Below are 14,585 nucleotides of genomic sequence, written 5' to 3'. Positions count from 1 at the left end.
TGAATAGGTTGTTATGAATATATATAAATAAAAATTTTAATTAATTTAGGAGGTTAAAAATGAAATTTAAAAAGGTTTTAGCGTCAGCATTGTCTGTTTCTATTTTACTATCAACTGCCGGAATGAATATAACCTCATTTGCAGCAGGAAAACAGGGAGGCAATAGTTCTTATAGGCTACATTTAAGATCATCAAAGTTTGAAACTTATAAACAAAATAAAAAGAGCCAAGTAGATTATAAGACAGATAACTCTTCAAAAGAAAGCAGCCCATACATAATAGTATTTAATGGGCCTATTACAGATGAAATGAAAGATAATGTTATTAAGCAAGGTGCTAGTTTACTTGACTACATTCCTGACTTTTCATTTGTATCTTTTTTAACAAATGATACTTTGGAAAAAGTGAAGAAGGTTGAATGCATCACAGACGTAATACCATATCTGGATGAATATAAGATTGATCTGGATCTTATGGAAAAAATAAAAAGTAATGATGAAAAAGTTATGGAAGAAGAGGTTGATATACAAGTAAGCACATTTGATAATGGATCAGATGAAGTATTAAGTGAAATTAATAAAGATGGAACATCAAAGGTTAAGAAAAGAAGTGATCTTAAAAAAGTTAAAGTTAAGCTCAAATCTTTAAATGAATTATCTAAACTAAAATCAGTAAAATATATAGAGAAGACCCGTAATTTTAAATTACATAACGATGTTGCACGGGGCATAATAGGGGGAGAACTACTGAAAACATTAGGCTATGAAGGAGAAGGACAAACTGTCTGCGTGGCAGACTCTGGATTGGATAAAGGAAATCCAGGCCTTTATAACAATAATCTTCATAGTGACTTTTCCGGAAGGGTTACAAAAATAATAGATAAAAACAGCGGAGATGGGAGTGATAGTAACGGACATGGTACCCATACTGCAGGTTCTGTTTTAGGTAATGGGCAGATGTCTGGAGGAAAAATAAAAGGAACGGCACCAAAGGCAAAGCTTATAGTTCAGGATATTATCCCTGACTCGCTAGGTAGTATAAGGTTTTCCGAGACTTTATATGATTTACTAAAAGAGGCTTATGAGAATGGTGCAAGAATACATACAAATTCATGGGGATCTTCAGAGGGTGGATCCTATACGGAAAACTCAATAAATGTTGATAAATTTATATGGGACAATAAGGATATGACTGTGTTGTTTTCAGCAGGGAATGATGGAAGATCAGGTGCAAGCAGTGTAGGTTCCCCTGGAACAGCAAAGAACTGTATAACAGTAGGAGCATCGGAAAACTTCAGACCTTATATGCCGATTGAAGAGGGGTTATCAAAGTCTGATGATCCAGATGAAAGGGCGATATTTTCAAGCTATGGATGCAAGGATGGAAGGATTAAGCCTGATGTAGTTGCTCCAGGCTCATACATAGCTTCCACAAGATCAAGTGTGGTCCAATATTCTTCTAATTATTCTGAGAATACAAATTATGAGTTTAAGAGCGGTACATCAATGGCAACACCTCTTACAGCCGGTTCAGTAGCGGTAATTCGTGAATATATACAAAAAACTTTAGGCATTAATAATCCAAGTGCTGCACTTATAAAGGCTTTTATAATTAACGGTGCCTTAACTTACGGATATACAAACGAGAAGGGTTGGGGAAAAGTAAATATTTATGATTCATTATTAGCTACAAAGGTTATTGATCAAAACTCAACCATTAAAACAGGACAGAAGTTAACTTATGAGTCAAGCTTAAATGTGACAAGTACAGACAAGCCCCTTAAAGTGTCTTTGGTTTGGACCGATTATCCGGGGAGTGTTTCTGCTTCGAAGGCTCTTGTTAATGATATAGACCTGAAGGTCATATCACCTGATGGTAAAGTAATTTATAGGGGTAATGATTTTACATCACCTTTTAATTCTGAAGCGGACAGGCTAAATAATGTTGAAACAGTTACAATTGATAACCCGGTCAAAGGTCAATACAGGATAGAAGTTGAAGGGTATAATATTCCATGTGGTCTTCAACCATTTTCGTTGGTTGCATCATATGACTTCTTTGGTATACCGTGCAACTTAAAGGCAGCTTCAACAGTGGATCTAATAAATGTCAGCTGGAGTGCTGTACCCGGAGCTACAGGCTATGATATTTCAGTGGATGGAACAGTTATAAGCATCACAGATACAAGCTATATCCATAAAAATCTTGATTACAGCACAAATCACAAATATAGGGTGAGGGCTAAAAATGATGAAAAGATTGGAGAGTGGAGCAATACTATTATGGCCTCAACTCTTCTAAATACTACGACTATCTCAGGCAAATCTACAACTGCCAATATTAATCTAACATGGAAGCCAGTTGAGGGAGCAGAATTTTATGATGTTTATTTTGAGGGTCAGCTGTTTGAACAAACACAGGGTACTACTACAAAATTGACCGCAATTGAACCAAATTCACCGTATAACTTTGCTGTAAGAGCAAGAACAAATTTTAATACAAGTGAATCAATTGACTTTACTATAAATACTCTAGATAGCGGTTTGGAGACGAAAGCTTCCATGAAAGAACCAAGAGCTGAATTTTCAGCAGTTGCAGCAAGTAATGGGAAAGTGTATGTTTTTGGAGGTAAAAATGGAGATTCTACTTATTTAAGTACAGTTGAGGAATATGATCCTGAAAATGATATGTGGGCAAGCAAAGACATTATGAAAGAAGCCAGGGCAGGTGCAGCGGTTGTAGAAGGAAGTAACGGCAAAATCTATGTCATAGGCGGATATAATGGATCATACTTGGATACAGTGGAAGAATTTGATATCTTAACGGGTAAATGGACCGAGAGGGCTCAAATGATAACCCCAAGAAGTGGTTTAGGTGCAGCATTTATTGATGGAAAGGTTTATGCTATAGGTGGTACTAATGAATCTCCACTAGATACGGTAGAAGTGTATGACCCTGAAAATGATATTTGGACTACAGGAAAAACAATGCCTACAGCACGCAGTAATTTTGGTGTTACAGTCAAGGATGGATCTATATGGGTATTAGGAGGTGTATGCGGTACAGCAGAAGTTAAAGCTGTTGAGGTGTTTAGTCCCTCTTTGGAATCTTGGGATATTAAGAAAAATTTAAATAAATGGAATTCAGATTTTCCATTGTCACAGATTGATGGAGTATTTTATTCATCAGGTGGCAAAAATTCAAATAAAATTGAAGAATATGAACCTTTAACTGGTTTAACGACAGCAAGGAGTACATTGCCGGTGAGTTTGCATGGCCACTCATCTGTTGCATTAAACGGAAAGTTGATTATAATAGGCGGTTATAACGGTACAAAATATGAGGATGTTTTGTATAGCTACACCCCGGATATGGGAAAGTGGACAAGGAAAAATGATATGATATATCAAAGGTCATTCTTTACTTCTACTGTTGCGAATGGAAAAATATATGCCTTTGGTGGTTTTGGAGGAAAAAATTATGAATTGTCAAGTCTTGATACAGTTGAAGAATATGATCCTGTAAACAACCAATGGACTGAATGTCCAAAGATGTCATCTACAAAAGTTAACCTGGCATCAGCCGAAGTAAACGGAAAAATATATGTTTGTGGAGGAGCAAATGTACACCCTTCTCCATATGATTTTTATGATAATACGGAAGAATATGATCCAGTAAATAAAAAATGGGCACTTAAAAATAAAATGCCTGAGAAAAGATATATGCATGAGGCAGTATCCTTAAACAATTATATGTATGTTGTTGGAGGCAGAAAGGCAGTTTATAATGAGGCGATTCAAGATTATGATGTATCTTTGGCAGATAACATTTTAAGATATGACCCTGCTAAAAATAGATGGACAACCTTAGCAGCAATGAATATTCCTAGGGTTAATCATTGCGTTACTGTTGCAAACGGCAAGATTTACGCAATGGGAGGTCAGGATGAAAGAGGAAAAGTTTTAGATTCAATAGAAGAATATAATCCTGCACTTAATAAATGGATTATCAAAAAGCCAATGCAAACTACAGAATTTCAGTTTGGCGTTTTCAGTCTCAATGACAAAATTTATGTAGTTGGAAATAGGAGTGAAGATTTTAAGGAGTATGATCCTAAAACTGAAACCTGGACAAAAAAAGGAAACTTTGTCTACAATGCTTACAGGCACAAAGTTGAATATGTTAATAACAATGCATATGCCATAGGTGGTTTGAATTTTCACGATATGCTTATAGCTTTAGATAGTGTGTATGCTTCTGATGACTTTATTTCAAAACTTTCAATAGGCAGTATTGTCATGGAACCAAGGGAAGGTAAAAAATCAGTTCCTATTACAATTAGTAATATTCCAACAGATGGGGTTTACAAAGCTGAAGTGGCAGTGGATTTCGACCCGACAAAGCTTTCTGTTTTAAACGTAATGGCAGGTGAGACTATACCTGCAAGTTCATCCTTTACTTATACTGTTAACAGAAAGATAGGAAAGATAACTGTAATATTTACTGGAGATATAAAATCCAATAAACTTATAAAAACAAACGGTATATTGGCCAATATAGAGTTTGATGTTCTTGATACCATACAAACTATAGGAAGTACAGCAGTTAGTTTTGATAATAGTATATGTAAATTATATAAATCACCTACGTATCAATACCAAGGTATCAAATTTAATAACGGGTCTATAGATATATTCATATATGGAGATGTAGATGGAACATCTACTGTTACGTTGGATGACTATACAATAGTAAAAAACTATATATTGGATACAATACATAGCTTTCAGTATGATTATGGACGGCTGGCTGCAGATGTAGATGGAAACGGTTTGGTAAATACCTTGGATGCAGGTTTTATTAATAAATATTCCAGGGGCTTTATACCCAAGTTTCCAATACAACAATAGTATAGATATAAGATATAAAAGTTATTACAGCTGGCAGAATAGAACATAAACATTGGGATTTATAAAAAAATATCAAATGTCAACATATCTTAGAGGGTTTGTTGACATTTGATAAAACATTAACCTCTTAAAGTATTCAAACAACCTTATTGCTCTGCCAGCTTTTTTTTATCCATTACTTCAATGTATTTCTTGCTGGTTTTATCTGTATAAACTTTTAATGATTCGTTGTAACAATTTAATGCAAGTCGTTTATTTTCTTCGTTGTTTTTTATACCCGATAATGATAAATAAGCATCACCAAGCTTTTTATAGGTAGATGCGAAGTTGTCTGGAAATATGTCCATTGTAAAAATATTTAAACATTCTTTATATTCATTGATACTTTTTAGGAGATTCTCTTCATGGTTTTCAATGCCGCTTAGGATCTGATAAGCATTTCCGGAATTTATTTTAAGAGAAGCATAATACTCCGGAAAAGAATCGGATGTAAAAAATTCTGATGATTCTTTGCATATATCAATGGCCTTTTTGGCATTAGTGAGAGGATCAACATTTAGGCCAGCAAGATGAACTAGTGTTGATGAAAGATTTGCCCGGCAATATGCATAATAAACAGGATTGTTATCTTTAGGGCAAAGTTCTAATGCTTCTTCATAGCACTTTACTGCACTAAATGCTATATCCTTATCTTTAAAACTGACACTTTTGCTATGATACGTTTTTCCCATCTCAATTAATATTTTTATGTATTGCTCAGAGTGCTTTTTAGCATTATATATTTTTAGGGAGTTATCAAAAGCTTTTAATGATTTATCATAGTAATCTTTATCATTTTTGTAATCTGCAACCCTGTTGTATGTAACTCCATAATCTGACTGAAGTTGGGCATAAGCCATTGGATATTGGTCAACAGTATAAATTTTTGAAGATTCATCAAAGGCTTTAAAAGCTTTATCAATATTTTCATCAAAATCTAAATAAGAAGACAATTGTAAGAAAATAAGGCCTAATTGATTTTGAATATGAGCATAACCTGAGGGAGATTGATCAATGGTATAAAAACTAAGTGATTCATTAAAGTATTTAGTTGCTTTTTCAAAGTTTTCCATTGGTGACTGCATTTCAGCTAAAAACTGGTGAGCAATTCCTTTATAGAATTGTATTTGAGCATAATCGTCAGGGTACTTATTTATATCGTTATATTTTAAGGCCTCTTCAAAATCTGTCAATGACAATTTAACCTCATCAATCTTATTTGTATTGAAAAAATTATTTAGCAAAATAACACCCTTGTTTTTTAGTATTTCAACATATTGTTTGGATTTTTTATCACCTTTAAAGTAATTTAAGGAATTAATAATTGATTTATATGCTTTTGACAAGTTTTGATTTGGATCTTTTAAAGAAGCAGCATTTGAAAAACAAACTGACTTTAAAAGCTCAGCATAGGAACAGTCAAGTGGATTTTTTTCCTTATCATACAGCTTTAATGCTTCATCAAGAGCAGCTATACATTTCATACTATTCACTTCTGTATCGCGAATCTTAATCAAAATTACGTATGCATTGCCAATACCTGTATAGGCATTTGCTCTTTCCAACGAAAAACGTTTATCTTTTATCTTATTTAAAACTTCCTCAAAAATAGAAATTGCTTTTAAAGAGTTTTCTTCCTTGTTGATTAAACAGGCAAGTTCTACATACGAAAAACCCATGTTGTTCATAACATGTGCATATTCTTTAGGGTTTTTTACACTTGATATACTTTTTAGAATTTTTTCATAGCTTTGTATGGCTCCAAGATAATTTTTATTTTTAAGGAGTCTATCAGCGGACTCAATAGCTTTATTTGAGTTTGGCTTATCATTTTTCTCAATTAAGCTTACTATAAGATTGGACCCTGCTGAAAGAAAATTATTTTCCCCTGATACAGAAACTGATGATGAATTTTTACTTGTAAAACATACTGTTCTGTCTTTTTTTAAAACACTTATTTTGAGATCAAGTGCCTCGCTTACCAACATCGAAGGAGCATATATTCTGCCTTTGATTATTGAAACAGGAAGGGTGAGTGTAATATTTTTATTGTTTACTTTTGCATTTTTATCATTGATTTTCACAAAAATACTTTTGTCGTTTTTTGTACAAGTAACAGATTTAGCTGATGCATTCCAATTAACTTTATATCCAAAGATTTCGCATACTTCTCTGATTGGTATAAGCAAGGTTCCTTTTTCCATAATAGGCGACATGGTGAACTGTACTGTACTTTCATTTATCCGGACTTTATATTCCTCAGAAGCAGCTTGTACCTGAATACCTAGGAAAAGAGTAAAAAAAGTAAAAAAAATAAAAACTGCAAAGACATTTGTATGTGTTTTTTTCATTTGTATGTCACTTCCTTTTTAGTTTATTAATTATTAATATTTTTTAAATTGTCTAATGCGGAAAGGGAAGCTTTGTAATACTTTGGATACTGATCAGCAGTAAATACCTCAAGACAATTTTTAAAAGAAACAGCAGCTTCTGAAATACTTTCTTTGTAAATATTTGAATTTAAAGCATAAATTTTTAATTTGCCGATTTCATAGTTTATGCTTGCATATTTAAATGGGCTGCGCTCTAATGAATAAAATTTATAAGCCTCTTCATATTCATCTTTTGCCTTATATAAATAATCCAGTATGTCTGTCTTTTCATATGAATTTACACACATAAAACCTAAATATTCATGAACTTTAGCATAGTTCATTGGATAGCTTTCTGCTGACCATATTTTTAATGCTTCATTAAAATGATTTGAAAAATTATTGGTACCTCCTTCCAAAGGATATATACTTTCAAGCATAAATTTGATTGATCCTAAATTGTAGTTAATAAGTGCATAATATGAAGGTGAGTTATCAATGGTATAAACATCAAGTGCTTTTGTTAACACCTCCTTTGCCTTGAGAAGACAATCTATTGATAAATCCCAGTTTTCCAGATGGGAATATGACTTGCCCATATTGTATTGTAAAAGAGCATAATCCATAGGGTACTTGGTTAATGTATAGAAATTCAGAGATTCCTTATACAAATTAACAGCTTTTTGCAATAATGATTTATCTCCAGATATATCGAATAGTACCCTATATGCATTTCCAAGGTTGTTTAGTATTATGGAGTAATTTGCACAATCCTCAGTCTCCTTATAAAAAGTAATTGCTTGCTGGTAGCAATCTATTGCTTTTTTTATGTTGCTTTTGGTATGCTTATACTCAGATAACTTACTGTATGCATTGGCAATATTGTTCATAACATGAGAATAAACATCAGGCAATTCATCTCTTGAAATATTATCAAGGATTTCATTATACTTTACTATGGCATCTTCAGCATTGCTTAAGGCAAGGAGCTTATCGGATAAACTTATCATGTCATTGATTGTTTCAACACTGCATGGCTCAAATATGTTTACAATTATTCCGTCTCCTACAACTACAATGTTATTTCCTCCATTAACAGTTATACTGGTAGTATCTTCGTCGGAAGTTATAATTATGTTGTCTTTCTTATTCCATCTAACTTTAATACCAAACTGCTGTGTAATAAACTTTTTTGGTAGATAACCTTTATTTTTTATTATTTTAAAAGGAAAATCCATTAGTTCATATTTTTTATTAACATCAATTTCTCTGCTTCCATGTCTGAATCTCATTTGTCTGTCTTCAAAGGTACAGACCACAGACTTTTCTTTTGTATTCCAATTAACCTTCCAGCCTAAAGACTGAAAAATGCTCCTTAATGGCAAGTATGTTATGCCATTAATAGTCTCAGGCCGAGCATTTTTTATATTAAAGCTTTTAACTATAATTCTTACATCTTTTGCATTAACCTCCATATATGGCGAACTAAATACAAATGCCGCTAATATGAAAAGTTTTATAATTAAGATAAACTTACTTTTCATTTTTAATCACCTACTGAATTGATGCTACTCCTTTTCAAAGTCAACAGCATTTTCATCACCCACAACAATTTTATGGTTATTACCGTCGATATTTATACTAAAATTGTTCCATTTGTTTTCTGTAGTATTATTAGTAGTGTTATTAGTCTCATTGCTTGTCTTAACATTGGTTTTGTTTTTGTTACCTGTTTTATTACCTGTAGATGCATTATTAGATATTTCTTTTGTTGGAGTAGGCTTATGTACTGGTGTAGCAGAAGGAGAAGCATGAGTGACTGCTGAAGTAGGTATTAAAGAATTTAAAGTAGCCTGGGGCTTTGTTACAGTGGCACATGGCGTAGGAGTAGTCTGAACGATGGTGCTCTTTGAGCCGAATGCAAAGAAGCTGGTATTCTGCAGTCCTGTAAAAAGTGCTATTAAAATACCTGTAAAAACCCAGACTAATACAACGCCGAATACAGACCTGCTCCTAAAATAATTGGCAACTTTAATAACCCTTTTTCTTGGGGTAAGATTTACCTTTCCTTTAAATTCAATTCCTGCATTGGAAAGATCGCTTAAATCTCCACCTTCAGGAAGAACCAAATCAAGTTCAACTACTCCGGTATACCTATTTTCTGACTTTCCTGAAACTGCTTTTAGTGTGACAGGATTTGTTTCATCTTCATTTATAGCTGTTACTTCACTAATGTTTGGTTTATCTGAGCTGGAAACTGAAACACTAATGGCTTCTCTTAAAAAATCATTAAAATCCTCCATGGAAATGACAATGTTTTTAACATTATCATTTACTGTTGATTTATTAAGAAGGTTTTCAATGTTATCACGTATTATCCTTTTCTGGGATGTTGTGCACTCAGTGTCAACAAACTCTACAATTTTGCATATATCATAATTTCTTGGCAGTGAAACATTACTTCTCCATTTTGAAATAATAGAGACATCCTTTAATAAATACTGATTTGCTAAAATTTTAGCATTTTTCTTTGTAACGTTAAATATTATTTCTAGCAGTGATTTTATATCATAATTACTGTTCATCTTATTATCCCCTTTCAGCAATGTAAATAAATGTTTAAATAATATTAAGTAAGCTTTATATATAGGACTGATTTGGTTGATGTATGCCAATTTATAGAAAACTAACTAGTTCAATAACTATTTTACACTAATTCCTAAATAAATTCATTATAAAACAATAAAAAACAAAATTGAAATATCTAAAAAAGTTTACGACACATGATGACAAATTAAAACATAAATTTAGCAAATATAGACCTCAAATCAACATATTGATTCGTAAAATGTTGCAATATGAGGCATTTCGACGAACGATTCTTAATTATAAAAAAAGGATTTAAAAAGAAGTAAGAGAATATACTAATTGTATTTTAATGCCAATAACAAAAGAAAATGACATCTTGGAGATGTGTCGCGAGGGAAAAATATACAAAGGATGGTGCATATTATGCTGGAAAACAGGGTTCAAGAAGAAAGAAACATTAAGAAAGAGAACATTAAAAACATGTCCTACATAAGGATTGAAAACATTAGGCCCAATCCTTATCAACCAAGAAAGCAGTTTAATATCTCTTCTCTGGAGGAGTTATGTGAATCAATTAAGCAGTATGGAGTTATTCAACCTATCAATGTAAGAAGGATATCAAACAGTACATATGAGTTGGTAGCAGGAGAGAGGAGACTAAGGGCGGCTACAATGGCAGGACTTGAAGAGATTCCGGCAATTGTAGTAAACATAGATGATAATGATTCTGCCGTAATTGCATTGATAGAAAACCTGCAAAGAGAAGATTTAAACTACATGGAAGAGGCGGAAGGATATAACAATCTTATCAAGGATCACGGGTTTACACAAGATGAGCTTGCACAGAAGATAGGAAAAAGCCAGTCTACCATAGCAAATAAAATAAGGCTTCTCAAATTGGGGCCATTGGTTAAGAAAATACTTAAGGACAATAATCTTACAGAGAGACATGCACGAGCATTACTCAAGCTGCATGATGAACAGCTGCAAATGAAGGTTTTGAAACATGTTTGTGAAAAGGGGATGAACGTAAAGAAAACGGAAGAGCTTGTAGACAGGGCAATAGAGAGATATACAAACAAGCCCAATAATTTAAATAATACAGGCAATGCCAATACTCCTAAAGAAGCAGTACATGAAAAGAAATTTACAAGGGCTATTAGGGATATAAGAATTTTTGTGAACACCATAAAACAGGCAATAGATCTGATGAAAAAATCGGGAGTTAATGCAAAAGCAGCACAGCTTGATAGAGGAGAATACATGGAATTTATTATAAGAATACCTAAAGGTGGAAATACTTAATACATTAGGAATTGAAAAACGGGGACAGATGATTCTGTTCCCTTTAATATATCTTTAGTATATTTTTATTGGAATTGGTAAGACGTTAAAAATAATTATACTAAAAAAATCAAAAAAAGTGGACAGCTATTGAAAACTTTATTAAAATTAGTAGTGGTGAAAATTTATTTATAATTAACTTAGGCAAAACATCTCTCAAAAAAAGTGATTCTTTTTATTGTCTAGTAAATTATGTTGTATACTTTTTTAGAGAGGTTATATATAGCAATTTAGAAAAGGGGTAAATTTAATGTCAGATTCAAATGAAGTAAGGGAACAAAGAATTATACCGGTTGATATAGAATCTGAAATGAAGAAATCGTTCATAGATTATGCTATGAGCGTTATTGCTGACCGTGCACTTCCTGATGTCAGGGATGGATTGAAGCCTGTTCACAGAAGAATTTTATATTCCATGTCTCAGCTTGGTTTTACTCCCGACAAACCGCACAGAAAATGTGCTACTACTGTTGGGGAAGTTCTGGGTAAATATCACCCCCATGGTGATGCAGCTGTATATGAGAGTATGGTTCGTATGGCACAGGACTTTTCATTAAGGTATATGCTGGTCGACGGCCACGGTAACTTTGGTTCTGTAGATGGTGACCCTCCTGCTGCTATGAGGTATACCGAAGCAAGGCTTTCTAAGATATCAATGGAAATGCTTAGTGATATAAATAAAGATACTGTTGATTTTAAGCCGAACTTTGATGAGCATGAAATGGAGCCGGTCGTACTACCGTCAAGATTTCCCAACCTTTTAGTAAACGGTTCTTCCGGTATTGCAGTTGGTATGGCGACTAATATACCTCCACACAATTTAGGAGAAGTAATAGATGGGATTGTTAAAATAATTGACGAGCCAGAAATCACTATTGATGAGCTAAATAAGATAATTAAAGGACCTGATTTTCCTACTGCAGGTATAATAATAGGAAAGCAGGGAATAAGAGATGCATACAGAACCGGAAGAGGGAGAGTAGTTATGAGGGCACAGGCATCTATTGAGCCTATGCCAAACAACAGGCAGCGTATAATTGTAACTGAATTGCCTTACCAGGTGAATAAGGCCAGACTTATAGAAAAGATAGCTGATTTGGTAAAGGATAAGAGGATTGATGGGATTTCCGACCTTCGTGATGAATCGGACAGGGAAGGTATGAGAATTGTTATCGAACTTAAAAGGGAAGCTAATGCAAATGTAGTTTTAAATCAGCTCTATAAGAATACTCAGCTTCAGGAAACCTTCAGTGTTAATATGCTTGCTCTTGTTCAGACAGAGGATAAGAAGTTTGAGCCAAGGATCTTAAATTTAAGACAGGCAATAGATCATTATATAAAACATCAGAAGGATGTAATTACAAGAAGAACAAAGTTTGAGCTTAATAAGGCAGAAGCAAGGGCTCATATTTTGGAGGGCTTGAAGATTGCTTTAGATAACCTTGATGAGGTTATTAATATAATCAGAAGTTCAAAAACAGAGCCTCTTGCCAAACAGGGTTTGATGGACAGGTTCAATTTAAGTGATAGACAAGCTCAGGCCATTGTGGATATGAGACTTGGAAGACTCACAGGTTTAGAAAGAGAAAAGTTGGAGAGCGAGTACAGGGAGCTTCTTGAAAAAATTAAGTATTATAAGGATGTTTTAGCAAATGAGTATCTTGTACTTAAAATTATAAAAGAAGAACTTTCTGTTATAAAAGAGAAGTTTGCTGACGAAAGAAGAACTCAGATAACCGTAGATGAAGATGAAATAGATTTAGAAGATATGATAAAGGAAGAGGAAAATGTTATAACCCTTACCCACTTTGGTTATATAAAAAGACAGCCTACTGATATATATAGGAGCCAGAGAAGGGGAGGAAAGGGTATTATAGGTCTTAGCACCCGAGAGGAAGACTTTGTTGAGAACCTGTTTACCACATCAACTCACCACTTTATACTCTTCTTTACCAATAAGGGAAGAGTATTCAGGAAGAAAGCGTACGAAATACCTGAGTCGGGAAGGCAGGCTAAAGGAACAGCAATAGTAAACCTTCTGCAGTTGGATCAGGATGAAAGGGTAGCTACTGTTATACCTATATCAGAGTATAAAGAAGGATGCTATCTCGTAATGGCTACCAAAAACGGACTGGTTAAGAAAACCGATCTTATGGAGTACAACAGTATTAGAAGGGGCGGTCTTGCAGCAGTTGCCTTAAAGGATAATGATGAGCTTATAGATGTAAAGCTTACTGATGGCAATCAGGATATTATGCTGGCAACCTTCAAGGGAATGTCAATAAGGTTCAACGAAAATGACGTAAGGGCAGTAGGTCGCGTTTCACAAGGTGTAAAGGGTATTGACCTTGAGAAGGATGATTATGTTATAGGTATGGAGGTTTGCAGTGATAATTTATGCCTCCTTGTTGTAACTGAAAATGGATTCGGTAAGAGAAGCGAGCTTGACGAGTACAAGGTTCAGACTAGGGGCGGTAAAGGTATACTGACTTATAGAGTTACTGCTAAGACAGGTAACCTTGCTGGAGTAAAGCTGGTGGATGAGAATGATGATATAATGCTTATAAGCTCTGACGGCACAATAATAAGAATGAATGTAAGTGAAATAAGTATTTTAGGAAGGGCCACACAGGGTGTTACTCTAATGCGAATGAATGAAGGCGACAAGGTTGTGTGTGTAGCGAGGATAGTAAAAGAGGAAGAAACCGAATCGGAAGCTGAAGACGAGATTGAAGGACAGATTGAAGCAGAAGGTGAAAGTCAGGAGCAATAATCTGTGATTCTTTCAAATAAATATTAGTCAGTTGATCAGATAACGAGCTGTAAGGTTTTATAAACTTGCAGTTCGTTATTTATTAAGCATTATAAATTAATTGGATGTATAACAGTAAATAAAACTTGTATTAATTTGATTGTTATTATGAAGTTTATAATACATATCTATAAAGAATAATACAAAGTAAAATGGAGATATGTGAATATAATTTAATTAGACATGCTATTATGAGCGTATAGTATTGTTGAAAAAGCTATTTATAGGTGTTATATTATATAAGCTGTCGTTGACACGCTGCTTGCAGACAGGCATTAAAGCTTTTAATGGGCAGTGAAAAAGAATTTAAAAAAAGTGTTGACAGTGTTAAAAAAGTGTGATAGTATGATTAAGCTGCTTCTTGAGTGGCTATGGACTTTGAAAAGTAAACAGTGTAAAAAGACGAAAGAAACTCGTTAATTTTAAGATGAAGCTTTTATAAGCTAAATCAAATTTGAGTAACTTGCGAACTTTATAAAAAGTCAGTAAGTAATTATTAGAGCTAATTAAATTTTCAAA

The 14,585-nt window shown here is 33.7% G+C and carries 6 protein-coding genes; 3 read left to right on the top strand and 3 right to left on the bottom strand.

Translation table 11 applies throughout. From position 1 onward, the window contains the following. Positions 1-59: 59 nt before the first annotated feature. Positions 60-4,910: a Kelch repeat-containing protein gene (locus VIO64_RS08735; protein WP_331917212.1), complete on the top strand. Its 4,851-nt coding sequence runs from the start codon at positions 60-62 to the stop codon at positions 4,908-4,910. A 146-nt stretch (positions 4,911-5,056) separates the two neighbouring features. Here the strand turns inward: VIO64_RS08735 and VIO64_RS08730 are convergent, their stop codons facing one another. The 3 genes from VIO64_RS08730 to VIO64_RS08720 are packed head-to-tail and all read right to left on the bottom strand — an operon-like array spanning position 5,057 to position 9,906. Then, the gene (locus VIO64_RS08730; RefSeq protein WP_331917210.1) at positions 5,057-7,300 is read right to left on the bottom strand and encodes a copper amine oxidase N-terminal domain-containing protein; all 2,244 of its coding nucleotides are present in this window, start codon (positions 7,298-7,300) and stop codon (positions 5,057-5,059) included. A gap of 26 nt (positions 7,301-7,326) precedes the next feature. Further along, complete coding sequence (locus VIO64_RS08725) at positions 7,327-8,865, bottom strand: stalk domain-containing protein (RefSeq protein WP_331917208.1); 1,539 nt, start codon at positions 8,863-8,865, stop codon at positions 7,327-7,329. A gap of 24 nt (positions 8,866-8,889) precedes the next feature. After that, the gene (locus VIO64_RS08720) at positions 8,890-9,906 is read right to left on the bottom strand and encodes a hypothetical protein (protein ID WP_331917206.1); all 1,017 of its coding nucleotides are present in this window, start codon (positions 9,904-9,906) and stop codon (positions 8,890-8,892) included. 427 nt (positions 9,907-10,333) lie between these two features. Here VIO64_RS08720 and noc point away from each other — a divergent pair, with 427 nt between their 5' ends. Beyond that, on the top strand, positions 10,334-11,215 hold the full coding sequence (noc, locus tag VIO64_RS08715; protein ID WP_331917204.1) for a nucleoid occlusion protein: 882 nt from the start codon (positions 10,334-10,336) through the stop codon (positions 11,213-11,215). 289 nt (positions 11,216-11,504) lie between these two features. Next, positions 11,505-14,027: a DNA gyrase subunit A gene (gene gyrA / locus VIO64_RS08710; protein ID WP_331917202.1), complete on the top strand. Its 2,523-nt coding sequence runs from the start codon at positions 11,505-11,507 to the stop codon at positions 14,025-14,027. Positions 14,028-14,585 lie beyond the last annotated feature (558 nt).

This window comes from Pseudobacteroides sp., assembly GCF_036567765.1.
GTDB lineage: Bacteria > Bacillota > Clostridia > Acetivibrionales > DSM-2933 > Pseudobacteroides.
Note: the sequence above shows the minus strand (reverse complement) of the source record. Positions and strands in the feature narration are given on the sequence as shown.